The sequence below is a fragment of the Aurantimonas litoralis genome (assembly GCF_026153195.1).
Classification (GTDB): Bacteria; Pseudomonadota; Alphaproteobacteria; order Rhizobiales; family Rhizobiaceae; genus Aurantimonas; species Aurantimonas coralicida.
Genome location: NZ_JAPFBM010000005.1, coordinates 13,566 through 38,537, shown reverse-complemented (window position 1 = coordinate 38,537; position 24,972 = coordinate 13,566). Strand labels below are relative to the sequence as shown.

19 protein-coding genes are annotated in these 24,972 nt (G+C 67.3%); 13 read left to right on the top strand and 6 right to left on the bottom strand.

Going from position 1 to position 24,972, the window contains the following annotated elements:
* Positions 1 to 164 precede the first annotated feature (164 nt).
* From N7I30_RS12135 to polA, 5 genes are all read right to left on the bottom strand, one after another.
* Positions 165 to 2,150 carry a polyhydroxyalkanoate depolymerase gene (locus N7I30_RS12135; protein ID WP_498639139.1) on the bottom strand — a complete coding sequence of 662 codons (1,986 nt, stop codon included), beginning with the start codon at positions 2,148 to 2,150 and terminating at the stop codon, positions 165 to 167.
* 256 nt (positions 2,151 to 2,406) lie between these two features.
* Entirely contained in the window at positions 2,407 to 2,700 is a 294-nt protein-coding gene (locus N7I30_RS12130; protein ID WP_187390087.1) for a DUF1330 domain-containing protein, read from the bottom strand.
* Between the two features lie 73 nt (positions 2,701 to 2,773).
* The gene (gene pyrF / locus N7I30_RS12125) at positions 2,774 to 3,490 is read right to left on the bottom strand and encodes an orotidine-5'-phosphate decarboxylase (protein WP_498639136.1); all 717 of its coding nucleotides are present in this window, start codon (positions 3,488 to 3,490) and stop codon (positions 2,774 to 2,776) included.
* Positions 3,487 to 4,704: a PAS domain-containing protein gene (locus N7I30_RS12120; RefSeq protein WP_230787904.1), complete on the bottom strand. Its 1,218-nt coding sequence runs from the start codon at positions 4,702 to 4,704 to the stop codon at positions 3,487 to 3,489. The genes pyrF and N7I30_RS12120 overlap by 4 nt, the downstream gene beginning before the upstream one ends.
* Before the next feature lie 122 nt (positions 4,705 to 4,826).
* Entirely contained in the window at positions 4,827 to 7,757 is a 2,931-nt protein-coding gene (polA, locus tag N7I30_RS12115) for a DNA polymerase I (protein ID WP_498639134.1), read from the bottom strand.
* Between the two features lie 635 nt (positions 7,758 to 8,392).
* On the opposite strand from polA, the gene N7I30_RS12110 reads away from it, so the two are divergent.
* From N7I30_RS12110 to N7I30_RS12095, 4 genes are all read left to right on the top strand, one after another.
* Positions 8,393 to 9,502: an S-(hydroxymethyl)glutathione dehydrogenase/class III alcohol dehydrogenase gene (locus N7I30_RS12110; RefSeq protein ID WP_009211254.1), complete on the top strand. Its 1,110-nt coding sequence runs from the start codon at positions 8,393 to 8,395 to the stop codon at positions 9,500 to 9,502.
* Complete coding sequence (gene fghA / locus N7I30_RS12105) at positions 9,502 to 10,338, top strand: S-formylglutathione hydrolase (protein WP_498639132.1); 837 nt, start codon at positions 9,502 to 9,504, stop codon at positions 10,336 to 10,338. Before N7I30_RS12110 ends, fghA begins: the two co-directional genes overlap by 1 nt.
* A 169-nt stretch (positions 10,339 to 10,507) precedes the next feature.
* Positions 10,508 to 11,899: a M20/M25/M40 family metallo-hydrolase gene (locus N7I30_RS12100; RefSeq protein WP_498639130.1), complete on the top strand. Its 1,392-nt coding sequence runs from the start codon at positions 10,508 to 10,510 to the stop codon at positions 11,897 to 11,899.
* Positions 11,900 to 12,175: 276 nt separating this feature from the next.
* A complete protein-coding gene (locus N7I30_RS12095) occupies positions 12,176 to 13,009 on the top strand; it encodes a MipA/OmpV family protein (RefSeq protein ID WP_024350763.1) in 834 nt (277 codons plus the stop codon).
* A gap of 91 nt (positions 13,010 to 13,100) precedes the next feature.
* Here N7I30_RS12095 and N7I30_RS12090 read toward each other — a convergent pair whose 3' ends face one another.
* Complete coding sequence (locus tag N7I30_RS12090; protein WP_228239314.1) at positions 13,101 to 13,895, bottom strand: SDR family NAD(P)-dependent oxidoreductase; 795 nt, start codon at positions 13,893 to 13,895, stop codon at positions 13,101 to 13,103.
* 399 nt (positions 13,896 to 14,294) lie between these two features.
* Here N7I30_RS12090 and N7I30_RS12085 point away from each other — a divergent pair, with 399 nt between their 5' ends.
* The 9 genes from N7I30_RS12085 (at position 14,295) to N7I30_RS12045 (ending at position 24,968) form a co-directional block, all read left to right on the top strand.
* The gene (locus N7I30_RS12085; protein WP_498639127.1) at positions 14,295 to 16,562 is read left to right on the top strand and encodes a transglycosylase domain-containing protein; all 2,268 of its coding nucleotides are present in this window, start codon (positions 14,295 to 14,297) and stop codon (positions 16,560 to 16,562) included.
* 508 nt (positions 16,563 to 17,070) lie between these two features.
* Complete coding sequence (gene dnaK, locus N7I30_RS12080) at positions 17,071 to 18,999, top strand: molecular chaperone DnaK (protein ID WP_024350766.1); 1,929 nt, start codon at positions 17,071 to 17,073, stop codon at positions 18,997 to 18,999.
* A 239-nt stretch (positions 19,000 to 19,238) separates the two neighbouring features.
* A complete protein-coding gene (locus tag N7I30_RS12075; protein WP_498639125.1) occupies positions 19,239 to 20,321 on the top strand; it encodes an acyltransferase family protein in 1,083 nt (360 codons plus the stop codon).
* A gap of 150 nt (positions 20,322 to 20,471) precedes the next feature.
* A complete protein-coding gene (dnaJ, locus tag N7I30_RS12070; RefSeq protein WP_024350768.1) occupies positions 20,472 to 21,614 on the top strand; it encodes a molecular chaperone DnaJ in 1,143 nt (380 codons plus the stop codon).
* 118 nt (positions 21,615 to 21,732) lie between these two features.
* Positions 21,733 to 22,359: a class I SAM-dependent methyltransferase gene (locus N7I30_RS12065; RefSeq protein WP_498639122.1), complete on the top strand. Its 627-nt coding sequence runs from the start codon at positions 21,733 to 21,735 to the stop codon at positions 22,357 to 22,359.
* A gap of 30 nt (positions 22,360 to 22,389) precedes the next feature.
* Complete coding sequence (locus N7I30_RS12060) at positions 22,390 to 23,031, top strand: class I SAM-dependent methyltransferase (RefSeq protein WP_498639120.1); 642 nt, start codon at positions 22,390 to 22,392, stop codon at positions 23,029 to 23,031.
* Positions 23,028 to 23,612 (top strand): NADPH-dependent FMN reductase, encoded by a 585-nt coding sequence (locus N7I30_RS12055; RefSeq protein ID WP_009211266.1) that lies wholly within the window; start codon positions 23,028 to 23,030, stop codon positions 23,610 to 23,612. Before N7I30_RS12060 ends, N7I30_RS12055 begins: the two co-directional genes overlap by 4 nt.
* 101 nt (positions 23,613 to 23,713) lie before the next feature.
* A complete protein-coding gene (locus N7I30_RS12050; protein WP_498639118.1) occupies positions 23,714 to 24,319 on the top strand; it encodes an HdeD family acid-resistance protein in 606 nt (201 codons plus the stop codon).
* Between the two features lies 1 nt (position 24,320).
* A complete protein-coding gene (locus tag N7I30_RS12045; protein WP_498639116.1) occupies positions 24,321 to 24,968 on the top strand; it encodes a hypothetical protein in 648 nt (215 codons plus the stop codon).
* Positions 24,969 to 24,972: the final 4 nt, after the last annotated feature.

The following is a 24,972-nucleotide window of genomic DNA, read 5'->3' as shown; positions in this document are numbered from 1 at the left end:
GTGCTTCGGAGAGTAGCGGTTCGGGAGGTTCCCGGCGGGGGAACCGGAGCACGCATGGGCCATCGCCGGCATGCGGATGACGCGGATGCGCGTTCGATGAGCTGACAATGCAATGCGGACGACGCCTTGGCGCCGTCCGTCATGCCATTCGGTCGATAGCCGCGTTAGCGGCGGCGGCGCGTGGCGGCGGCGCGCCGGGTCTGGCGGTTGCCGCCGGTCTCCGGCTTGCCCGCCACCGGCGTTGCGGCCTTTGTCTCCGGCGCCGTGTTCCCTGCGGATGCCGAGGCCGCCACCTGTTCGGGCTTCGCAATATCCGGCTTGGCCGCTGCAATGTTCTCGGCGGGCTTCGCGACTTCGACTGCCGGCTTGGCGGTCGCGACGGTTTCGGCCGGCTTTTCAACCTTCACTGACGGCTTCACTGCTTGGGCCACAGGCTTCGTCTCGGCCACCGGTGCCGGCTTGGCGGCTTCGGCCGAGGCTGGCTGATCGTTGGCTGCGGGGCGCGGCTGCGGCGCAGGTGCCTTCGCCGGCTTGGCTTCCGCCACGGGCGCGGATTTGGCAGCGGCCTTGCGCGCCGCCGGCTTGCGGGCGGTCGCCGGGGACTTGGCGGCGGGCGACTTGGCGGTCGTCTTTGCCGCTGCGGTCTTCGCTACGGCCGGCGCGCTCTTCTTCGCCTTGGCCTGGGCCGGGGCAACAGCCTCCGGTGCCGGTGTCACAGCCGCCTGCGCGGCGGCTGCCACGGCCTTGGCCGCGCCGCCTTCGGAGACGACGGCGCCGGCCAGAACCGTCTCGCCGGCACCGGTCACGTCCTTGCCGAGGGTTTCTGCCTTGGCCTCGCGCTCGGCGACGGCGCCTTCCCGCTCGGGCGTGCCCGTGGCCTTTGCCGGCTGGCCCCGCTTCGGCAGCGAGGCGGCCGAATGGGTGGTGCCATGGGTCAGGGCAAAATCGACTATGCGCGGGCAAATCTCGGCCCTAAAGCGCGAGCCGTTGAAGACGCCGTAATGGCCGACCTTTGGCTGCACGTAATGGACGCGCTTGTCGTCGGGGATGTTGACGCACAGATGCTGCGCGGCCTCGGTCTGGCCGACGCCGGAAATGTCGTCGTTCTCGCCCTCGACGGTGAGGAGCGCGGTGCGCCTGATCTTGGTCAGGTCGATCCGCTGGCCGCGATGCATCATCTCGCCCTTCGGCAGCGAGTGCTTGATGAAGACCTCGTCGACGGTCTGCAGGTAGAACTCGGCGGTCAGGTCCATGACCGCGTTGTATTCGTCGTAGAACTCGCGGTGCTTGTCGGCGGAGTCGCCGTCATCCTTGACCAGATGCCAGAAGAACTCCTTGTGGGCGGTCATGTGCCGATCGAGGTTCATCGACATGAAGCCGGTCAGCTGCAGGAAGCCCGGATAGACCTGACGCATGAAGCCGGGCTGCGGGAAGGGCACCGGCATCACGACATTGTCGCGGAACCAGTCGATGCCCTTTTCCTGGGCGAGCTGGTTGACCGAGGTCGGATTGATGCGAGTGTCGATCGGGCCGCCCATCAGCGTCATGGTGGCCGGCGCGCAATCGTCGCCCTCGGCCTCCATGTGTGCCACCGCCATCATGACCGGCACGGCCGGCTGGCAGACGCCGATGACATGGGTGTCGGGCCCGAGGAACTGCAGCATCTCAATCAGGTAATCGACATAGTCGTCGAGATCGAACTTGCCGTCGGCCAGCGGCACCTTGCGGGCGTCGCGCCAGTCGGTGATGTAGACGTCGGCATAGGGCAGCAGCGCCTCGACCGTGCCGCGCAGCAGCGTCGCGTAGTGGCCGGACATCGGCGCCACGACGAGGAAGCGCGGGTCCTTGCCATGCCGCTTGGGCAGCTCGCGCTCGAAATGCAGCAACTGACCGAAGGGCTTCTGCCAGACGACCTTGTCCTGCACCGGAATGCGCTGGCCGTCGACGACGGTCTCGTGCAGGCCGAATTCCGGCTTGCCGTAGACGCGGGTGGTGCGCTCAAACAGCTCGGCCGCGGCCGCCATGGAGCGGCCCACCGGCATGTGAGACAAGGGATTCAGCGGGTTTTCGTAGAACAGCTTCGTGGCGTCCGCGGCGGCGCGGAGCGGGACGAGCGCGGCATGGTTCCATTCATAGAAGTGGTACAGCATCGGCTCTCGCTCGTTTTAGTTTCCGGCAATCTAGCAATTATTGCTGCAATGCACAAATCCGCTCACGGTGCGGCACGCCGGGATGCGCCCTTGCCGACGCGGCTTCCCACGTTGCAACGCAGCGACGACCCCGGCGTTCCGGAGCCGCCGACGACGTTCGGTCAAGCATGCGCCGAAATGCTTACGCCAGACAGTCACGGGACCGTCACACCCGGCCATCCAACTCGGGTGCGGGTCCCATGCGCTGCGGCCGTTCTCAGCCGTCATAGCCCTCGACGATGACCATCTCGGCGTCTGCGTAGCGCTGCCGGATCGCCTTGGCCTTCTGGTACTGCTCGCTCTCATAGCAGGCACGCGCGGTCTCGACGCTGTCGAACTCGATCACGACGTTGCGGCTGCGCGCCGTGCCTTCCAGCTCGACGAAGGGGCCGCCGCGCACCAGGAAGCGCGCGCCATATTCCTTGAAGGCCGGCCCCGCGGTCTCGACATAACCCTTGTAGCCCTCGGCGTCGTGCACATCGACGCGTGCGATCCAGTATCCCTTGGCCATGATTTTTCCCTCCCGTTGCACCACGTCCCCAGCGGCCGCGGCGGCGATGCGTGACATCGGCTTGATCGTGTCGTCAGCCCAGCGCGGCGGCCATCTCGTCGAGAATGGCGATGGCGGCCTGGCGCGGATCGCCGGCGGCCACGATCGGCCGGGCCACCACCAGATGCGAAGCCCCTGCCCGCAGCGCATCGCCGGGCGTCGCCACCCGCTTCTGGTCGCCGGCTGCGGCGCCGGCCGGGCGGATGCCGGGTGTGACGATCGCCATGTCCGGACCGATCAGTTCGCGCATCGGGCCGGCCTCGGACGCAGCCGAGACGATGCCGCCCATGCCGATGTCGCGCGCCTGCTGCGCCCGCCGGGCCACCAGCTCGGGCACGGTGAGGCCGTAGCCGGCATCCTTCAGGTCGGAATCGTCCAGCGAGGTCAGAACGGTGACGCCGAGAAGCGTCAGGGGCGAGCCGCTGGCCGCCTCGACCGCTGCCTTCATGGCATGGGGATAGGCATGGATCGTCAGCATCGCGGCGCCGAGCGCCTGGGCGCTCTCGACGCCCTTGGCGACCGTGTTGGAGATGTCGAGGAGCTTGAGGTCGAGGAACACCTGCTTGCCGGCGCGGGCGAGTTCGCTGACCAGCGGCAGGCCGCCGGCATAGGCGAGCTGGTAGCCGATCTTGTACCAGAGCACCTCGTCGCCGAGCGTATCGACGATCGCTTCCGCCTCCGCCCAGGTGGGCACGTCGAGGCCGACGATCAGCCGGTCACGGGCGGCCGCACGGTTTGTCACTGCATTCAATTGGAATCCTCCGGGGGAATGTCGACGGTCACGACCGTCCCCGCCATCTCGCTGCTGACATCGATCCGGGCGTTCAGCCCCTGCACGAGCGATAGGGTGATCCGTCCGCCGAGGCCACCCTGCGCCTGGGTCCGGCGCTGGCGGGCGAGCGCGTTGCCGCTGGTATCGACGACCTCGCTGCCGGTCTCTGCATCGGCATCGTCGTCGCTGCCGGCGCGGCCATGGCCGATGGATTCGGCGATCTGGCGGGCGACATTGGGCTCCTGCGCCGCATCGGCGGCGCGGGCGCGATCAGCCGGCCGGTCGTCGCTCCGGTAGGGCCACTGGCTGCCGTCGGGCAGGCCGATGCCGTCGTCGGACACGGTCATGCGGATGACGCCGGAGGACAGCATCTTGAGGCGCGCCTCGACCAGCCCTTCCTCGCGCCCCTCGAAGGCGTGCTTGAGCGCATTGGTCAGGAGCTCGGAGAACAGGAGCCCGATCCGCGCCGCCCGCTCCACGTCGTCCTCGATGGCGTCGCAGTCGATGTTGACGCGGATCGAACGACGCCCGTCGAGATGGCCGATGGTCGATGCGATCCGGCTGACATAGGCGCCCAGCGGCACGCGCTTGGACCGCGTCGACGCGATCCCGCCCTCGGTCATCTCCTGATAGAGGAGCTGCAGGCTCTCGATGCGCCGCGCCAGCGCGTCGAAGGCTTCCTTGCTGGTCTTGGCCCGGGCCTGCATGCGGATCATGCCGACGACCATGGCCAGATGGTTCTTGACCCGGTGCTGGACCTCGCCGATCGCCGCGTCGATCCGCTCGGCCTCGCCGCCCTGCCGCGACGGGTCGAAATCCGCCCCCTCGCTCATGTCGCGCTGGACGCCGAGGAAACACTGGAGATTGCGTTCCTCGTCATAGAGCGGCGTGATCATCAGCCGGTTGAGGAACTTCGTGCCGTCGGAGCGGTAGTTGACGATATCGACGGAAAAGTCGCGCTCCTCGCGCACGGCCTGCGCCAGCTGGCGAACCTGTGCCGGGTCGGTGTCGTCGCCCTGCAGGAACCGGCAATTGCGGCCGATCACCGCGTCGGAGGAATAGCGGGTGATCTTCTCGAATGCCCGGTTGGCGTAGACAATGGGATTGTCGTCCAGATTGGGATTGGTGAGGACCAGAGCCAGCGGCATCTTGGCGAGGGCAGTCGTGCTGATGTCCTCGGGCATGGCGGGCATGCCATGCGCATCTCCGTCGAAACGCCCCATCGAACCTCTCTCACCGTCGTCTGCCCGCGTGCCGGGCCGTTGGGCAAAGATAAAGCCGATTGCCCGTCAGGCAATGTCCGGATGCCGCCGACCTAGTGCGCCTCGTCCCAGTTCGCCGCCGCCTTGGCATCGACCTCGATCGGCACCGAAAGCTGGACGACCGGCAGGGCCGCGTCCTCCATCACCTTGCGGACCACCGGAATGGTCGCTTCGACCTCCTCGTCCTCGACTTCGAAGATCAGTTCGTCATGGACCTGGAGCAGCATCCGGGCCGACAGGCCGGCGTCGGCCAGCGCCGGCTCCATGCGGATCATGGCGCGGCGGATGATGTCGGCCGCGGTGCCCTGGATCGGCGCGTTGATCGCCGCCCGCTCGTTGAAGGCGCGGACCGAGGCATTGGGCGAACGGATGTCGGGATAGTGCACCCGCCGGCCGAACAGGGTCTCCACATGGCCGTGTTCCTTGGCGAAGGCCTTGGTGGAATCCATGTAGTCGCGGATGCCGGGGAAGCGCTCGAAATAGCGCTTGATGTAGGTGCCGGCCTCGTCGCGCGGAATCGACAGCTGGTTGGCGAGCCCGAAGGCCGAGATGCCGTAGATGATGCCGAAATTGATCGCCTTGGCGCGGCGGCGGATCTCCGACGGCATGCCCTCCACCGGCACCCCGAACATTTCCGACGCGGTCATGGCGTGGATGTCGAGCCCTTCGCGGAAGGCCTCCTTCAGCTGCGGGATGTCGGCGATATGGGCGAGGATCCGCAATTCGATCTGGCTGTAGTCGGCCGAGACCAGGCTGTGGCCGGCCGGCGCGACGAAGGCGGTGCGGATCGCCCGCCCCTCTTCGGTGCGCACCGGAATGTTCTGCAGGTTCGGCTCGGAGGAGGACAGCCGCCCCGTGGTGGTCGAGGCCATGGAATAGGAGGTATGGATGCGCCCCTGTGCATCCATGTGCCCCGGCAGCGTGTCGGTATAGGTCCCCTTCAGCTTGGTGAGCTGGCGCCAGTCGACGATGCGACGCGGCAGCGGATGGCCTTCGGCGGCCAGGTCCTCGAGGACCCGCACGTCGGTCGACCACTGGCCGCTCTTGGTCTTCTTGCCGCCGGGCAGGCCGAGCTTGCCGAACAGCACCTCGCCGAGCTGCTTGGGCGAGCCGGGATTAAAAGTCTCTCCCGCGATCTCCGCGATCTCGGCCTCCAGTCCCGCCTGCTTCTGGGCGAAGCGACCGGACAGGCGCGACAGGATCTGCCGGTCGACCTTGACGCCGCGCTCTTCCATGCGGGCAAGGACGGCGACCAGCGGCCGCTCCAGCCGCTCGTAGACGGTAGCGAGCCCCTCGGCGACGAGGCGCGGCTTGAGCACCTGCCACAGCCGCAGCGTCACGTCGGCATCCTCGGCGGCGTAGGCGGTGACCTTGTCGATGGCGCAGGCGGCGATCGGCCTGGCGCCCTTGCCCGAGCCGCAGAGCTCCTTGTAGCTCATCGGCTTGTGGCCGAGGAAACGCTCCGACAATTCGTCCATGCCGTGGCCAGCCAGCGAGGCCGAGGCGTCGAGGGCGTAGGAGATCAGCATGGTGTCGTCGAAGGGCGCCATGGTGATTCCGTGGCGGCGCATGACGAGATAGTCGTATTTGACGTTCTGGCCGATCTTCAGGACGGCGTCGTCCTCCAGCACCGGCTTCAGGATGGCCAGCGCCTCGTCCATCGGCAGCTGCGGACCGATCTCGTCCTCCACCGCCTTGTCGGACAGAAGGTCGGCCTCGCCCGACGGCGAGACATGGGCGAGCGGCACATAGGCGGCGCGACCCGCTTTCGTGGCGAAGGATACGCCGACGAGGTCGCATTTCATCGCCGACAGCGAACTCGCCTCGGTATCGAAGGCGAGAAGGCCGGTCTCGCGCGCCTCGTCCATCCAGGCCGACAGCGTCGCCGCGTCGCGAATGGTGACATAGGCGCTGTGGTCGAAGACCGAGGCCGCGGCAGCGGCCCGGCGGCTTTCGACGAGGGCTGAGGGCGTCAGCGGCAGGGCGGCGTCGCCGGCACCGGGTGCGGCGACGGCCGATCCGGCCGGGTCGAGGTCGGGCCCGCGCGCCGGCGTGTCGACGGCGATCGCGGCGCTCTCGACCTCGGAGGCGTCGGTGCCGAGCTGGGCCGCGGCCCGGCGGGTCAGGGAAGTGAACTCCATCGCCTTCAGGAAGGAGATCAGCTTCTCGCCGTCCGGCTCATGGATGAACAGGTCGTCCAGCGGCACGTCGAGCGGCGTGTTCTGGTCGAGCGTGACCAGGGTCTTCGACAGCCGCGCCTGGTCGGCGAAGGCGATCAGGTTCTCGCGGCGCTTGTTCTGCTTGATCTCGGCGGCGCGCTCCAGCAGCGTTTCGAGATCGCCATATTCCGCCAGCAGCTGCGCGGCGGTCTTCGGGCCGATGCCCGGCACGCCCGGCACGTTGTCGGAGGTGTCGCCGACCAGCGCCTGCAGGTCGATCATCTTGTCCGGATGAACGCCGAACTTCTCCTTCACCTCGTCGGGACCGAGGCGCTTGTCCTTCATCTGGTCGTAGAGGATGACCCGCGGCCCGACGAGCTGCATCAAGTCCTTGTCGGAGGAGACGATGGTCACGTCGCCGCCCGCCTCGACCGCGTGGCGCGTATAGGTGGCAATCAGGTCGTCGGCCTCAAAACCCTGCTTCTCGATGCAGGGCAGGTCGAAGGCGCGCACCGCCTCGCGGATCAGCGCGAATTGCGGGACGAGGTCCTCGGGCGGCGCCTCGCGATTGGCCTTGTAGTCGGCATAGAGCTCGTTGCGGAAGGTCGTCGAGGAATGGTCGAAGATCACCGCGAAATGGGTCGGCGCGACGCCGACCGAGGTATCGCGGGATTCCTCGACCAGCTTCCACAGCATGTTGCAGAAGCCCGAGACGGCGCCGACCGGCAGGCCGTCGGACTTGCGCGTCAGCGGCGGCAGCGCGTGGTAGGCCCGGAAGATATACGCCGATCCGTCGACGAGGAAGAGATGGTCGCCCTTGTTCATGGGCCGGTCGTAGCTTGGCGTCTCGCGCGAGTCCATCCGGTTTGCGGCCTCTCCAGAGCGTCTGCCGGCATGGCCCGGAGAAGGGCTGGCGCCGCCATTTCCGCGGCTTTCCAGGTCCGCAGCGCGGGGCGCTGGCGCACAAATTAGCCCGCCCCCCTTGCAATCACACGATTGTTGCTGTTTGTTACGGTTTGGCAATGGTGCGATCACGGCGATGTGATCGCCCTTCACGAGTCCATTGCTTGATTTCCCCCACCCCACGACGCATCTCTTGTTCAACGACGCCCCGAGCGTCGTGTTCGGCCACAAGCACGTCCCCCGCTTATGTGCCGGAATGGAGAGCGACACGGCCCCTTTCCCCCTCTCCGGGGCGCGCCGCTCGGACTAAGCGAGAGAGTCGTTGCGGTGTATCCCCCTCCAGGCCGCGGCGGCTCTCTTCTCGCGTCCCCACCCCTCTTCCAGACCATCATCGTCGCAGGCTGAATCTTGTCGGCCGCTGCCGCTTCGGCGCTGATCGCAAGCGTTTGTCGCGGCTTGCCGGCTGCCATTTGTCGGCGGCGACCGCCTTTCGGGGTATTTGCATCGCGGCCCGAAACGTCTAGCAGGAACCCGGCACCGACAGTCTGGAGACCTCTATGAAGACCCGCGCCGCCGTCGCATTCGAAGCCAAGAAGCCGCTGGAGATCGTCGAACTCGACCTCGAAGGCCCCAAAGCCGGCGAGGTCCTCGTCGAGATCATGGCGACCGGCATCTGCCATACCGATGCCTACACGCTGGACGGCCTCGATTCGGAAGGCCTGTTCCCCTCGGTCCTCGGCCATGAGGGCGCGGGCATCGTCCGCGAGGTCGGCGCCGGCGTCACCTATGTGAAGCCCGGCGACCACGTGATTCCGCTCTACACGCCGGAATGCCGCCAGTGTAAGTCGTGCCTGTCGGGCAAGACCAATCTGTGCACCGCCATCCGCGCCACCCAGGGCAAGGGCGTCATGCCCGACGGCACCTCGCGCTTCTCCTACAAGGGCAAGCCGATCTACCATTACATGGGCTGCTCGACCTTCTCGAACTTCACCGTGCTGCCGGAGATCGCGGTCGCCAAGATCCGCGAAGACGCCCCCTTCAAGACCTCCTGCTATTGCGGCTGCGGCGTGACCACCGGCGTCGGCGCCGTGGTCAACACCGCCAAGGTCGAGCCGGGCGCCAATGTCGTGGTCTTCGGCCTCGGCGGCATCGGCCTGAACGTGATCCAGGGCGCCCGCCTCGTCGGTGCCGACAAGATCATCGGCGTCGATCTCAACAACGACAAGAAGGAATGGGGCGAGCGCTTCGGCATGACCCATTTCGTCAATCCGAAGGAGATCGAGGGCGACATCGTCGCGCATCTGGTCGAGCTGACCGGCGGCGGCGCCGACTACACCTTCGACTGCACCGGCAACACCATGGTCATGCGCCAGGCGCTGGAAGCCTGCCATCGCGGCTGGGGCGTCTCCGTGGTCATCGGCGTCGCCGAGGCCGGCAAGGAGATATCCACCCGGCCGTTCCAGCTCGTCACCGGCCGCGTCTGGAAGGGTTCGGCCTTCGGTGGCGCGCGCGGGCGTACCGACACGCCGAAGATCGTCGACTGGTACATGGACGGCAAGATCCAGATCGACCCGATGATCACCCACACGCTGACGCTCGAAGAGATCAACAAGGGCTTCGACCTGATGCACGAGGGCAAGTCGATCCGTTCGGTGGTGGTGTTCTGATGGAGACCGTCTCCACCAACACCGCCCATGGCGGCGTGCAGGGGGTCTACCGCCACGCCTCGAAGGAAACCGGCACCGAGATGACCTTCTCGGTGTTCGTGCCGCCCCATGCCGACGGCGCGAAGCTGCCGGTGGTCTGGTACCTGTCGGGCCTCACCTGCACCCATGCCAATGTCACCGAAAAGGGCGAGTACCGGCGCATCTGCGCCGAGCTCGGCCTGATCTTCGTGGCGCCGGACACCAGCCCGCGCGGCAAAGGCGTGCCGGACGATGCCGAGGGCGCCTACGATTTCGGCCTCGGCGCCGGTTTCTACGTCGACGCCACGCGGGCGCCCTTCGCCGAGAACTACCGCATGTGGTCCTATGTGACCGAGGAACTGCCGGCCCTCGTCGCGGCCGAATTCCCGGCCGACATGGCCCGCCAGTCGATCCTCGGCCATTCCATGGGCGGCCATGGCGCCCTGACCATCGGGCTCACCCATCCGGACCGCTACAAGGCCGTCTCGGCCTTCGCGCCGATCGTCGCGCCCGGCCAGGTGCCGTGGGGCCACAAGGCCCTGCCGCTCTATCTCGGCGACGACAAGGCCGCATGGCGCAAGCACGACGCGGTGGCGCTGATCGAAGACGGCGCCCGGGTGAAAGACCTTCTGGTCGACCAGGGCGAGGCCGACAATTTCCTCGCCGAGCAGCTGAAGCCCGAACTCCTGGAAAAGGCCTGCGCCGATGCCGGGATCGCGCTGACGCTGCGGCGCCAGCCGGGCTACGACCACAGCTACTACTTCATCTCCACCTTCATGGAAGACCATTTGCGCTGGCACGCCGAACGGCTCGGCTAGGCGCGCGACATCCTGCCGGGCGGCGCCGCGACGCGCCGCCCGGCATCGGCCTTGATCCCCACCCGATGTCTCCCGTAACGAAGGACATCGCGTGCCTGCGCCCCATCTTCACGGGCACGACCCGGCCCCGCCCGCCGCGCGGCCGCTCCCTTGCAGAAACGGATCTCCCATGGCCAATCTCGACAGCGTCCTTGCCTGCCTCGATCTCAATCTCGAGCGCTCGCTCGGCCGGCTCACCGATCTCCTGAAAATCCCGTCGATCTCCACCGATCCGGCCTATGCCGCCGATTGCCGCCGCGCGGCGGAATATCTCGTCGGCGACCTCGACGCGATCGGCTTCGACGCCTCGCTGCGCGAGACGCCGGGCCACCCGATGGTCGTCGCCCATCACGACGGGCCTGAGGGCGCGCCGCACGTCCTGTTTTACGGCCATTACGACGTCCAGCCGGTCGACCCGCTGGAATTGTGGGAGACCGCGCCCTTCGAGCCCGTCGTCAAGGACGGCCCGGACGGCACCAAGCGGATCGTGGCGCGCGGTTCGGCCGACGACAAGGGCCAGCTGATGACCTTCATCGAGGCCTGCCGCGCCTACAAGGCCGAGACCGGCGGCCTGCCCTGCAAGGTCACCATTTTCCTCGAAGGCGAGGAGGAATCCGGTTCGCCCTCGCTGACCCCGTTCCTCGACGCCAATCGCGAAGAGCTCTCGGCCGACGTGGCGCTGGTCTGCGACACCAATATGTGGGACCGCGAGACCCCGGCGATCTCGACCGGCCTGCGCGGCCTCGTCGGCGAGGAAATCGTCCTGACGGCGGCGAACCAGGACCTGCATTCGGGCTATTTCGGCGGCGCCGCGCAGAACCCGATCCGCGTCCTCGCCCGCATCCTTGCCGACATCCACGACGCCGACGGCCGGGTCACCGTCCCCGGCTTCTACGACGGCGTCCAGGACATTCCGGACGAGGTGCGCGCCATCTGGGACGGGCTCGACTTCTCGGCCGAGGAATTCCTCGGCTCGGTCGGCCTGTCGGTGCCGGCGGGCGAGACCGGCCGCTCGGTGCTGGAGCAGGTCTGGGCGCGCCCGACGGCGGAGTTCAACGGCATTTCCGGCGGCTATACCGGCAAGGGCTTCAAGACCGTCATCGCCTCGCAGGCGATGGTGAAGGTCTCGTTCCGGCTGGTCGCCGGCCAGGACCCGGACAAGATCCGCGCCGCCTTCCGCGCCTTCGTCGAAGCCCGACTGCCGGCCGATTGCTCGGTCGAATACCATCCCCATGGCGGCTCGCCGGCGATCCAGCTCCCCTTCGATTCGCCCTGGCTCGGCAAGGCGCGCGCCGCGCTCTCGGACGAATGGCCGAAACCCGCCGTGATGATCGGCATGGGCGGCTCGATCCCCGTGGTGGGCGAGTTCAAGGCGCGGCTCGGCATGGAATCGCTGCTGATCGGCTTCGGCCTCGGCGACGACCGCATCCATTCGCCGAACGAGAAGTACGAGATGAGCTCCTTCCACAAGGGACAACGCTCCTGGGCCCGCGTACTGGCGGCGCTGGGCGCCGGCGACTGAGGTCACGGGGGGCTCCAACGGCTCGAACGACAGGGCGCGGCGCCAACCGGCTGCCGCACCCTTTGCTTGTCGGACCGAGGGTCTTCCGGGCGCGCCATCGCGTCGTGCCGGCCTGCGCCATCCTGTCACTGTGCCTGCGGCGCAACGGCGCCCCGGCAAAGCGTCGGCGGGGTCATTCCGGCAATTGATGGATCGCGAATTTCCCGTATGAACGAAGGCAACACGCCACGCGGTCCAAAGGATCGAAGAATGGCGTGACAGGCTGGAGTATCAGACATGCGCATTCGTACCGCCGCCTCGGCCCTTGCCCTGCTGCTCGCGACCTCGCTGAGCGCGGCTGCCGCCGATGCCGTCTACGCCCCCTACGACCCGGCACCGGCGCCGCTGGCGCCCGCTGCCAACGACTATGGCGATACCGACTTCGTCTTCGAGCTCGGCATCTCCGGCATCGTGTCGCCGGAATATCTCGGCTCGGACGAGTACCAGATCAATCCGTCGCCGATCATCAGCGTCGAGTATCTGAACCTGCCGGGCATCGGCTCGTTCGGCGGCAAGGACGGCCTCGGGCTGTCGATCGGACCCTCCTTCGACTATATCGGCGACCGCGACGCGAGCGACTATTCGGAGCTGACCGGCCTCGACGATCTCGACGCAACCTACGAGCTCGGCCTGAAGGCCAGCTACGAGTGGCAGAGCGCCGAAGTCTACGGCGCCGTGCGCTATGCCTTCGGCGGTGCCGACGGCTTCGTCGGCGACATCGGCGCGAATCTGATCGCCCGGCCGACCGAGCGCCTGGTGCTGAAGGCCGGCCCGACCGCCAGCTTCGCCTCCAGCGACTACATGGATTCCTATTTCGGCGTCAGCGCCCGCGAATCGGTTGCGTCCGGCTTCCGCCTCGGCGCCTACGATCCCGATGGCGGCTTCAAGAGCGTCGGCGTCGCCGCTTCGGCGCGCTACGAGATCTTCACCGACTGGTTCATCAATGCCGACGCCAAGTACGACCGGCTGGTCGGCGACGCCAAGGATTCGCCGATCGTGCAGGCCGGCGACGAGAACCAGTATTTCTTCGGCCTCGGCGTCTCCAAGCGCTTCTCGCTCGACCTCTGGTAGGACGGCAGGCTTTTCAGCGCTTTTCTCTTCAAGGGCCCGGTCGCCAGCGACCGGGCCCTTTTCGTATCGGGCTCCGCGTACCAGTAGCCCGTCAGGCGATGGTGTCGACCACGCCGCCATCGACGCGCAGCGCCGCGCCGGTGGTGGCCGAAGCCTCCTTCGAACAGGCATAGACGATCATGTTGGCGACCTCCTCGACCGTTGCGGGCCGGCCGATGATCGAGCTCGGCCGCGCCGCCTTGACGAAGGCGACGCCCGCCTCCTCGATCGAGATACCCTGCTCCGACGCCATCTCCGCCAGCATTCCCTCGACGCCCTCCGACATGGTCGGTCCGGGCAGCACCGAATTGACGGTGACGCCGGAGCCGCCGGCCAGCTTGGCAAGCCCCCGCGAAATCGACAGCAGCGCCGTCTTGGTGAAGCCGTAATGGATCATGTCGGCGGGAATGTTCAGCGCCGATTCCGACGACAGGAACACCACGCGCCCCCAGCCGCGCTCCATCATGGCCGGCATCCAAGCCCGCGACAGGCGCACGCCGGACATGACGTTGAGCTGAAAGAAATCCTCCCAGACATCGTCCCCGATCTCGAAGAATGGCTTCGGCCCGAAGATCCCGACATTGTTGACGACGATGTCGGGGTCGGGCACGGCGCGGACCAGCGCCTTGCAGCCGTCGGCGGTCATCAGGTCGGCGGCGGCGCCCGAGACGTCGGCGCGCGGCACGGCGTCGACCACCTTGCGCACGGCGGTCTCCACCCGGTCCTCGCCGCGCCCGTTCACAACCACGCTGGCGCCGGCACGGGCAAGGCCGATGGCGGCGGCCAGACCGATCCCGCCGGTCGAACCGGTGACGACGGCGCGCTTGCCCGACAGGTCGATGTTCATGGCGTCTTCCTTCTCGCAAGTCTCCGGGTCGGGGCGCCTGGCGTCCCCGCTTCGGTGCGGGACATGGCGCAGCGCTCCGGTCGCATCAATGGCGTCTCGTGGCGGCGCGAGGCGGCTGACAGGCGGGTGTTCGCGGCGCTCCGGCCGCCGCCGCATTGCTTAATGCCCCGTTAATTCGCCGCATTTAAGCTGCATCGCGGATCTGCGGAGACGTTTGCGACGGGGCTTGGGGGCCCGGTCGGTTGGCGCATGGACCGGTCCGACGCAGCTCGGCGATCCGGCCGGGCGACGTCTCCTGCGCGATACTTGGGGTTGGAGGCCGATCCGCGCGCGACGCGCAGCGGCCTTCGCGTAACGAACAGGACCGGCCCTGCCGGTTCGTGAGGGAAAGACGTCCGAATGGCGGCACGACGGCACGAGCGCATCGAACCCAGCTTCGGCGGTTCCGAACTCGGCGACGACGACTTCCGCATCAGCGCCGACGATCGCGCCGTTCCGAACGCTTCCAGCGGTCCGCGCCGCAAGACCGCGAAGAAACCCGTCAACGACCGCAAGCCGGCCAAGCCTGCCGCCTCCAGTCGGCGCGGCCGCGGCAAGACGCAGGGCGGCGGTGGCTCGGGCCGCGGCGGCGGACGCCGCCGGCGCAGCTTCCTCGGTCATGTCTTTCGGCTTTTCCTGATGCTCGGCGTCGTCGGCGGGCTGACGGTGGCGGCCGTGGTCGGCTACATGGCCGTCAAGCTGCCGCAGGAAGCCTGGGCGATCCCGGACCGGCCGCCCAACGTCAAGATCGTCTCGGTAGCCGGCGAGCTGATGGCCAATCGCGGCCTGACCGGCGGCAAGGAAGTCTCGCTGGACGAGATGAGCCCCTATATCCCGCAGGCGGTGATCGCCATCGAGGACCGGCGCTTCTACGACCATTGGGGCGTCGATCCGATCGGCATCACCCGCGCCTTCATGCAGAACATGGCGGCCGGCGAGACCGTGCAGGGCGGCTCGACCCTGACCCAGCAGCTCGCCAAGAACGTCTTCCTCAATCCCGACCAGACCATCCGCCGCAAGATCCAGGAAGCGATCCTGGCCTTGTGGCTGGAGCAGAAATTCACCAAGGACCAGATCCTCGAGATGTATCTGAACCGGGTCTATTTCGGCTCCGGTTCGACCGGCGTCGAGGCAGCGTCCCGGCGCTATTTCGACAAGCCGGCCGAAGAGGTGAATCTCGGCGAGGCGGCGCTGCTGGCGGGCCTCCTGAAGGCGCCGTCGCGGCTGTCGCCGGCCAACGATCCGGCCGCCGCCAAGGCGCGGGCCGAGGTGGTGCTGGCGGCGATGCGCGACGAGGGCTTCATCAGCCAGGCCGAATATGCCGACGCCAAGGCGCAGAAGCCGACCAATGCCAAGAGCTACTGGACGGGCGGCGAGCATTACGCCGCCGATCTGGTGATGCGCGACATCAAGCAGCTGGTCGGCGACATCGACCAGGACGTCATCGTCGAGACCACCATCGACCTCGCCCTCGAGAAGAAGGCCGAGGAGGTCGTGCGCAAGACCGTCGACGGTGCCTCGCAGAATGTCAGCCAGGGCGCCCTCGTGGCGGTGGACGGCACCGGCGCGATCCGCGCCCTGGTCGGCGGCCGCGACTATGCCCAGAGCCAGTTCAACCGCGCGGTCGACGCCAAGCGCCAGCCGGGCTCGACCTTCAAGCCCTTCGTCTATGCGACTGCTCTCGAAAAGGGCTGGCGGCCCGAATCGATCATCGACGACGCCCCGGTGCGGATCGGCAACTGGTCGCCGCAGAACTACGACAACAAGTTCCGCGGTCCGGTCACCGTCGCCGACGCTCTGCGCCAGTCGCTCAACACGGTCGCGGCGCGGCTGGTGGACAGCGCCGGTGCCGACGCGGTGATCGAGACGGCGCATCGCATGGGCATCAAGTCCGACCTCGTCGACAACGCCTCCATCGCGCTCGGCACGTCGGAAGTGTCGCTGGTCGAACTGACCGGCGCCTTCACGGCGCTGGCCAATGGCGGCTACCGCGCGACGCCGCATCTGGTGAACCGCGTCGTCACAGAACAGGGCAAGGTGGTCTGGGAACGCGGCGCCGAGGTGCCCCCGGTGGTCGTCTCGCCGGAGATCGTGGGCATGATGAATGCCATGCTGACCCGCGTCGTGTCGGCCGGCACCGGGCGCCGGGCGGCGATCGACGGCTGGCAGGCCGCCGGCAAGACCGGCACGACCCAGGACTTCAAGGACGCCTGGTTCGTCGGCTACACGGCCAATCTCACCACCGGCGTGTGGCTGGGCAACGACAACGGCGCCAAGATGCGCAAGGTCACCGGCGGCTCGCTGCCGGCCGAGGCCTGGCACGATTTCATGACGGCTGCCCATGAGGGGCTCGACCCGATCCCGCTGCCCGGCGACTACCGGATCGGCGAGGCGCAGGCGCCGCTGACGGCCGATAGCGGCTATTCGGATGGCGGGTTCTACGAGGGGGAATCGGCCGATCCCTATTACCGTCAGAACGGCGAGGCGCCGATCCCGCCGCAGGGTCTGCCGGTCGAAGGGGGCGGCCGCGTCTATGACAGCGCACCGCCGCCGGGGGTGACTGTCGAGGGGCCGGCCCGGGGCCGCTCCAGCGACCGCTCGCTGTTCAGAAGCATCTTCGGGGGCTGACCGGCCCTTGTATTGGCCGGCGGCCTGTCCGCCGGCTGTCTTTCTCGGTTCTGCGCGTTCAAGGACCTTCCGCGACCCTTGGGGCCGTAGGAGGCGGACGCGCCGCGTCGAGTCCTTACAGGACGCCGAGCAGCGACAGGACGATGGCGACGACGACGACCAGGCCGACGAGATAGATGATGCTGTTCATGGCTTGTCTCCTTCAGACCGGCAGGAGGCGGACCATCCGCGCGCCGGCATATTCGGTGGGGTAAGTCCCGACCGTCCGTTGCGGTTCCAACCATTTTCGGATTCAGCCGCCCGCAAGGCCCGCAGGACGCGAACTCACGAAAGCGCGACCATCCGTCTTGCACCCCCAAATGCCACTTCATATATACCCGCCAGCCCCGCCGAAGCCGGCGACGCAGTCGTTTCGGCCCTGCGGTTCATCCCAGAATTTCCAGGGGCTGCCCAATCCGGAATGCCTCTTCGAGGGTCCCGGGCGGCTCGCTAAACAAGGAGACTATGCATGGCGAAGGTAATCGGAATCGACCTTGGCACGACCAATTCCTGCATCGCGGTCATGGACGGCAAGAACGCCAAGGTGATCGAGAATGCCGAGGGCGCGCGCACCACGCCCTCCATGGTGGCCTTCACCGACGACGGCGAGCGCCTCGTCGGCCAGCCGGCCAAGCGCCAGGCGGTGACCAATCCCGAAGACACGCTGTTTGCGATCAAGCGCCTGATCGGCCGGACCTTCCAGGATCCGACGACGCAAAAAGACAAGGGCATGGTCCCCTACAAGATCGTCAATGCCGACAATGGCGATGCCTGGGTCGAGGCGGCCGGCGAGAAATATTCGCCCTCGCAGATCTCGGCGATGATCCTGCAGAAGATGAAGGAAACCGCCGAGGCCTATCTCGGCGAGAAGGTCGAGAAGGCGGTCATCACCGTTCCGGCCTACTTCAACGACGCCCAGCGTCAGGCGACCAAGGACGCCGGCAAGATCGCCGGTCTCGACGTCCTGCGCATCATCAACGAGCCGACCGCGGCGGCGTTGGCCTACGGCCTCGACAAGAACGACGGCAAGACCATCGCGGTCTACGATCTGGGCGGCGGCACCTTCGACGTGTCGGTCCTGGAGATCGGTGACGGCGTCTTCGAGGTGAAGTCCACCAATGGCGACACCTTCCTCGGCGGCGAAGACTTCGACATGCGTCTGGTCGATTACTTCGCCTCGGAGTTCAAGAAGGACCAGGGCATCGACCTGAAGAACGACAAGCTCGCCCTGCAGCGCCTCAAGGAGGCCGCCGAAAAGGCCAAGATCGAGCTGTCCTCGGCCTCGCAGACCGAGATCAACCTGCCGTTCATCACCGCCGATGCGTCGGGTCCCAAGCACCTGACCATGAAGCTGACCCGCTCCAAGTTCGAGAGCCTGGTGGACGACCTCGTGCAGCGCACGATGGATCCGTGCAAGGCGGCCCTCAAGGATGCCGGCGTCACCGCGTCGGACATCGACGAGGTCGTTCTGGTCGGCGGCATGACCCGCATGCCGAAGGTCCAGGAAGCGGTGAAGAACCTGTTCGGCAAGGAGCCGCACAAGGGCGTCAACCCGGATGAGGTCGTCGCAATGGGCGCCGCCATCCAGGCCGGCGTGCTGCAGGGCGACGTCAAGGACGTGCTGCTGCTCGACGTGACGCCGCTGTCGCTCGGCATCGAGACGCTGGGTGGCGTGTTCACCCGCCTGATCGATCGCAACACGACGATCCCGACCAAGAAGAGCCAGGTGTTCTCCACCGCTGAGGACTCGCAGAACGCCGTGACCATCCAGGTCTTCCAGGGCGAACGCGAGATGGCGCAGGACAACAAGTCGCTCGGCCGGTTCAACCTCGAGGGCATTCCGCCGGCACCGCGCGGCGTGCCGCAGATCGAGGTCACCTTCGACATCGACGCCAACGGCATCGTCAACGTGTCGGCCAAGGACAAGGGCACCAACAAGGAGCAGCGGATCACCATCCAGGCTTCCGGTGGTCTGTCCGACGCCGATATCGAGCAGATGGTCAAGGACGCCGAGGCCAATGCCGACGCCGACAAGAAGCGTCGCGCGGCCGTCGAGGCGAAGAACCAGGCCGAGAGCCTGCTGCATTCGGCCGAGAAGTCGCTCGAGGATTACGGCGACAAGGTCTCCGAGGAAGATCGCGCTGCGATCAGCGCGGCGATCGAGGACCTGAAGGCCGAAGTCGAGAAGCCGGAAGCCGACGCCGAGGCCATCAAGGCCAAGAGCGACCGGCTCGCCGAAGCCTCGATGAAGCTCGGCCAGGCCATGTACGAGGCTGCCCAGGCCGAACAGCCCGAGGGCGAGGACGGCGCCGATGCGTCGGAAGCGGCCAAGGACGACGTCGTCGATGCGGACTTCGAGGAAGTCAACGACGACGCGGACCAGAAGAAGTCGGCCTGATCCAACAGGCAACGGGCGGGCCGGATCGGCCTGCCCTCAGATCGCCAAGACCTGCAAAGCCCCGGCCCAAGCGCCGGGGCTTTGTCGTTTCAAGCAGCGCCAGGCCCAACATGCGCGGCGTTTACCGTTAATTCATCCTTGGCTTGCAGGCTGCGGTGTCTCGCGCGCCTATGGGCACGGCGGACAGGGCGCGCGGCGCAAGGCCCGCCCGTTCCGATCGGGTCGCGACAGGAGCAGCCATGCACTTCCGTGTCTTCGATTGCTGGCGTCTGACCGCCGCGATGTTGATCATGGCCTATCACTTCCTGTTCTTCGCGCCCTATGGCGTGGAGGCCGGTACGCAATTCCTGCACCGGCTGCTGCCGCTGCTCGACATGTTCTTCATGATCTCCGGCTTCCTGATCGCCAGCCGCTACGCGACGCGCATCGCCTCGGTCGCCGACTATGCCAATTTCATGCGCCGGCGCATTGCGCGGCTCTATCCGCTGCATTTCCTGACCACGATGTTCTTCGCCGCCATCGCGCTGGTGGCGCTGGTCGTCGGCTCGGCCCACCATCCCTGGGCGCGCGACCTCGCGGCCCTGCCGCTGCACCTTCTCGCCCTCCACGGCCTCGGCACGACGGACGAGCTGGCGCTCAACTATCCGTCCTGGTCGGTCAGCGCGGAATTCTTCGCCTATGCGCTGTTCCCAATCATCCTCCTGGCGTTCCGCTGGAAGGGGCTTGCCGGATTGTTCGCGCTGCTGGCCGTCTGGGTCGGCGGGCTGGAATACGCCTCCTGGCGCGGCGTCTTTCCCTCAGGCCACTGGACCGGCGCCGACACGATGGGCGCCTACCGCGCCTTTGCGGACTTCATCGCCGGCTCGGCGATCGCCGTCGTCGTCGGGCGACGGATGATCTCCATCACCGCCCACTGGCCCGGCATCGTCCTCAGCGTCGCCGCCGTCGCGGCGATGATCCTGCAGGCGCCGCCCTACCCGACCCTCCTGCTCCTGGCGCTGGCGCTGACCGCCACGGCGCTGGCCGAGACGGCCCGGCCGGACTCCACTGCCATGCTGGCGCCGCTGATGCCGGTGACGCGGGTCTCCTTCGGCATCTATCTCCTGCATCCCGTCATGGAGTTCGTCTTCCTGACGGTGATCTGGCAGCGTGTGTTGGAGCCCCTCGGGATCATCGATTTCTACGTCTACTGGACCCTGCCGATGGTCGCGACGGTCGCCGTGGCGATGCTCTCCGACCGCTTCGTCGAGCGCCGGTTCGGCGGCTGGATCGCCGGTCCGCGCCGGCCCGAGGGCAAGCCCGCGCGCATGGCCTCGGCCTGAGCCGCAAAGGAAGCCGCGGTTCCTTTCGGGACGCCGCTATGGTATCGCGCCCCAGCCGTTCCTACATCGAAGGCATGTTGTCGCGGGCGCGGCGGGCGAGAGCCCCTGCTGCCGCGCAAATCGTCTGTCCAGAACCCATGGAAGTCCTGAATGAAGGCCGATTACTACGAGATGCTCGGCGTGCCCCGCGATGTCGACGAAAAGGGGCTGAAGTCCGCGTTTCGCAAGCTCGCGATGCAATACCACCCCGACCGCAATCCCGGAAACGCGGACGCCGAGGTGAAGTTCAAGGAACTCGGTGAAGCCTACGAGGTCCTGAAGGACGGGCAGAAGAGGGCCGCCTACGACCGCTTCGGTCATGCCGCCTTCCAGAATGGCGGCGGCGGCAATGCCGGCTTCCGCGGCGATTTCTCCTCCTCCATGGCCGACATCTTCGACGACATCTTCGGCGAGATGATGGGCGGGCGCGCCCGCGCCGGACGCCAGCCCGGCAACGGCCGCGAGCGCGGTTCGGATCTGCGCTACAACATGGAGATCAGCCTCGAAGAGGCCTATGACGGCAAGACCGCCGAGATCGGCGTGCCGACGACGATCCAGTGCGACGAATGCACCGGCAGCGGCGCCAAGCCCGGCACCAGCCCGAAGACCTGCCCCACCTGCGCCGGTGTCGGCCGCGTCCGGGCCGCTCAGGGCTTCTTCTCCATCGAGCGCACCTGCCCGAACTGCCAGGGTCGCGGCCAGGTCATCGCCGATCCCTGCGGCAAGTGCGGCGGCGACGGCCGGCTTCCGGAAGAGCGCAACCTGTCGGTCAACATCCCGGCCGGCATCGAGGACGGCACCCGCATCCGTCTTGCCGGCGAGGGCGAGGCCGGCCTGCGCGGCGGGCCGCCGGGCGATCTCTACATCTTCCTGTCGGTGAAGCCGCACGAATTCATGCAGCGCGACGGCGCCGATCTGTTCTGCCAGGTGCCGCTGTCCATGGTGACCGCCGCGCTGGGCGGCCATTTCGACGTCTCGACGCTGGACGGCAACACCACCCGCGTGAAGGTGCCCGAGGGCACCCAGACCGGCAAGCAGTTCCGGGTGAAGGGCAAGGGCATGCCGGTGCTGCGCTCGCCGCAGGTCGGCGACCTGTTCATTCAGGTCTCCGTCGAGACGCCGCAGAACCTGTCGCGCCGTCAGCGCGAACTCCTGGAGGAATTCGAGGAGATTTCCTCTTCCGACAATTCTCCCCAGTCCACAGGCTTCTTCTCGCGGATGAAGGAGTTCTTCGAGGGGTTGAGTGAAAATTGATCCGCGACATGTTTAGTGAGACGCAGAGCGCATCGACGGCTGCGTCGTAAAGCCGTTACACAGGCACGGCATCACGTGTTGCCGGACCTCGGCCGTCGGGCCGGACTGGAGGACACGAGTGTTGGGAACCCCGGAGCCGCGTCAGACCAACCCGTTGCGCAAGCGCAAGAAGGTCAGCGACGAGGCGCGCTTCTTCCGGGGATGGCTGCAGCGGCCGCTGGTGATGGGGGCGGTGTCGCCCTCCTCGCGCACGCTCGGCCGGGCGATGGCCGCCTATGTGCCCGATCCCGCCGGTTTCGACGCTGATTCCCGTGTTCTGGAACTGGGTCCGGGCACCGGCGTCGTCACCCAGTGCCTCGTCGACCGGGGCGTGCCGGAAGCCGCCCTCGTCCTCGTCGAATATTCTCCCGAATTCTGCATCCTCCTGCGGGCCCGCTTTCCCGCCGCGCTGGTCATCCAGGGCGATGCCTACGCGCCCAGCGCCGCGGTGAGCCGGGCGATGGAGGGAAAGCGCCTGGAAGCCGTCGTTTCCAGCCTGCCGCTGTTCACCAAGCCGGACGCCAAGCGCGAGGCCGTCATCGGCGGTTCGTTGGCGCGCATGGCCTGCGGCGCGCCCTTCATCCAGTTTTCCTACGCGCTGACCATGCCGGTGAAACCCGAGCGGATCGGCGCCGAACTGATCACCAGCCCGTGGATCAAGCGCAACCTGCCGCCCGCCCGCGTGTTGGTGTATCGATCCGCCTGACGGCGGCAGCAGCACGGGAGAGGACGGCAGATGGCGGGCAACGGCGCACGGGGCGAGACGACGCAGGCAGGTGAACGCTACGAAGGCGACTGGGCGCGCTTCTTCGCCAACTGGGTTCGCCATCCGGTGAAGATGGGCGCGGTCGCCCCGTCCAGCCGGGCTTACTGCAACATGATGGTCCGCCACGCCACGATCGATCTCGACGGACCGATCCTGGAACTGGGACCCGGCCTCGGCGTCGTCACCCGCACCCTGCTCGAGCATGGCGTCGCCCCCGAGCGGATCACCTCGATCGAGTATGATTCCGATTTCGCCCGGCAGCTCCAGCGCCGCTTTCCGGGCGTCAACGTCATCAACGGCGACGGCTTCGATCTCGACCGGACCCTTGGCGACCGCCGGGACGAGAAATTCGCCGCGATCCTGATGGCCACACCGATCGTCAGCTTCTCGCAGGAAAAGCGCCAGGCGCTGTTCACCGACTATCTCTCGCGGCTCGTGCCCGGCGGAAACCTGACGGAGCTGTCCTACATGCTCACCCCGCCCGTCAGGCCGGTTCCGGGCGTGTTCTCGGTGTCGTCCTCGCCGCGGGTCTGGAACAACATCCCGCCCGCCCGGGTGTGGATCTACTCGCAGGACACGGCTCCCGCAGAGAATGCGGCGACGGCTTCGTGAGCGCCAACATCCTCGTCCTGCCGGGCTCGCTGCGGCTTGCTTCGCACAATCGCAAGCTCGCCGCCGAGGCGACGCGCATGCTGGCGCTGTCCGACGCGGTGGTGACCCGGCTCGATCTCGCCGATTATCCGCTGCCGCTCTATGACGGCGATCACGAGCAGGACAACGGCATTCCCGAGAACGCCGTGCTGCTCGCCCACCGCATCGCGGTGCAGGACGGGCTGCTTCTGGTGAGCCCAGAATACAATCACTCGATCCCGGCGGTGCTGAAGAACGCCATCGACTGGGCGAGCCGCGTGCGCAAGGTGCAGGGCCGGCCGGTGCAGCCCTTCAAGGGGCTGGTGGTGGGCCTTGCCTCGGCTTCGCCCGGCCGCTTCGGCGGCGCGCGCGGCCTCGAAGCCCTGCGGCTGGTGATGCGGGCGCTGGGCGCCGAGGTGCTCACCCAGCAATGCAGCGTCGCCGACGCGGCCAACGGCTTCGACGAGAACGGCCGCCTGTCCGACGACATCGCCCGCACCTCGCTGGAATCGCTGGTCGACAAGCTGCTCGATACCTCGCGCAGCCTCAGCCGCCGCGGCTGACGCATTCCGCCGAGCGCCGAACGCGGCGAGTGCCGCGGCTTGGAACCGGGGACGGGCGGCGCGAATTCCGGTTCGAACAGGCGACGGCAAGGGAACGCGACATGAGCATCGACCCGGACCATCCGCAGACGCTGCGTCCGCAGGATCTCCAGCGCACGGTGGAACGCCATCTCCACGACCACTGGAAATCCTACGCCTTCCAGGGCGGCCTGATGGTGGTCGTCGGTGTCCTGGCGATCCTCGCCCCCTTCGCGGCGACGCTGGCGACGACCCTGCTGTTCGGCTGGCTGCTGATCTTCGCCGGCATCGTCGGTGCCGTCAGCGCGTTCCGGGCGAAGGGCGCACCGGGTTTCTGGTCGAGCCTCCTCCTGTCGCTGCTCGCGGTCGCGCTGGGCGCCGTCATCATCTACGATCCGGTGGCCGGCTCGATCACCCTGACATGGATGCTCAGCTTCTATTTCCTGTTGTCCGGCGTGTTCAACTTCTCCATCGCCCGCGCCTTCCAGCCGTCGACCGGCCGGTTCTGGCTGCTGGTGGTCTCCGGCATCGTCGATATCGTGCTGGCGGTCTTCCTGATCCTCGGCCTGCCGGGCACCGCGGTCTGGGCCGTCGGCCTGTTCCTCGGCATCTCGCTGATCACGTCGGGCATGGCGCTCCTGTTCTCGGCGCTCGACGCGCGCAACAACGCGCCCAGCCGGGGGGCGTGACATGAGCCGGTCGAAAGAGGATCTGGTCGCGCGCCTTCTGGAGCGCAGCGGTGGCGCGACCTTCGCCGACGATCTGGGCGTCGACCTTGGCCGCAACGAGCCGATGGGGTTGTTCCTGTGGCTGGTGGCCGCGAACCTGTCGTCGGCGCGCATTTCCGCAGAACAGGCGCTGCGCGCGGCCAAGGCCCTGAAGGATGCCGGGCTGACCACCGCGCAGCACATGGCCGACGCGACCTGGAAGGAGCGCGTCGTCATCCTCAACCGCAACGGCTATGCGCGCTTCGACGAGAAGACCTCGCGCTTCCTGCAGGACATGGCCGACCACTGCCTGGCTGAATATGACGGCGACCTGCGCAAGCTGCGCGCGGCGGCCGGAGAGGACCCGGCCGAAGAGCGAAGGCTCCTGAAAGCCTTCAAGGGCATCGGCGATGTCGGCGTCGACATCTTCTTCCGCGAGGCGCAGATCGCCTGGGAGGAGATCTATCCCTTTGCCGACAAGCGCGCGCTCAAGGCTGCCGAAGAGCTCGGCCTCGGCGAGGATGCCGAGACCCTGGCCGGCCTCGTGCCGAAGCAACGCTTTCCGGCGCTCCTGGCGGCGCTTCTCAAGGCCGATCTCGACAAGGCGCTCGACGTGATCGCGAAGGGCTGAACCC

Bases quoted from the DNA above. Each gene is read 5' to 3' on its own strand.
- N7I30_RS12135 (WP_498639139.1), bottom strand. From the start codon at position 2,150: ATGCTGTACCACTTCTATGAATGGAACCATGCCGCGCTCGTCCCGCTC.
- N7I30_RS12130 (WP_187390087.1), bottom strand. From the start codon at position 2,700: ATGGCCAAGGGATACTGGATCGCACGCGTCGATGTGCACGACGCCGAG.
- N7I30_RS12120 (WP_230787904.1), bottom strand. From the start codon at position 4,704: ATGCCCGCCATGCCCGAGGACATCAGCACGACTGCCCTCGCCAAGATG.
- polA (WP_498639134.1), bottom strand. From the start codon at position 7,757: ATGAACAAGGGCGACCATCTCTTCCTCGTCGACGGATCGGCGTATATC.
- N7I30_RS12110 (WP_009211254.1), top strand. From the start codon at position 8,393: ATGAAGACCCGCGCCGCCGTCGCATTCGAAGCCAAGAAGCCGCTGGAG.
- fghA (WP_498639132.1), top strand. From the start codon at position 9,502: ATGGAGACCGTCTCCACCAACACCGCCCATGGCGGCGTGCAGGGGGTC.
- N7I30_RS12100 (WP_498639130.1), top strand. From the start codon at position 10,508: ATGGCCAATCTCGACAGCGTCCTTGCCTGCCTCGATCTCAATCTCGAG.
- N7I30_RS12095 (WP_024350763.1), top strand. From the start codon at position 12,176: ATGCGCATTCGTACCGCCGCCTCGGCCCTTGCCCTGCTGCTCGCGACC.
- N7I30_RS12090 (WP_228239314.1), bottom strand. From the start codon at position 13,895: ATGAACATCGACCTGTCGGGCAAGCGCGCCGTCGTCACCGGTTCGACC.
- N7I30_RS12085 (WP_498639127.1), top strand. From the start codon at position 14,295: ATGGCGGCACGACGGCACGAGCGCATCGAACCCAGCTTCGGCGGTTCC.
- dnaK (WP_024350766.1), top strand. From the start codon at position 17,071: ATGGCGAAGGTAATCGGAATCGACCTTGGCACGACCAATTCCTGCATC.
- N7I30_RS12075 (WP_498639125.1), top strand. From the start codon at position 19,239: ATGCACTTCCGTGTCTTCGATTGCTGGCGTCTGACCGCCGCGATGTTG.
- dnaJ (WP_024350768.1), top strand. From the start codon at position 20,472: ATGAAGGCCGATTACTACGAGATGCTCGGCGTGCCCCGCGATGTCGAC.
- N7I30_RS12060 (WP_498639120.1), top strand. From the start codon at position 22,390: ATGGCGGGCAACGGCGCACGGGGCGAGACGACGCAGGCAGGTGAACGC.
- N7I30_RS12050 (WP_498639118.1), top strand. From the start codon at position 23,714: ATGAGCATCGACCCGGACCATCCGCAGACGCTGCGTCCGCAGGATCTC.
- N7I30_RS12045 (WP_498639116.1), top strand. From the start codon at position 24,321: ATGAGCCGGTCGAAAGAGGATCTGGTCGCGCGCCTTCTGGAGCGCAGC.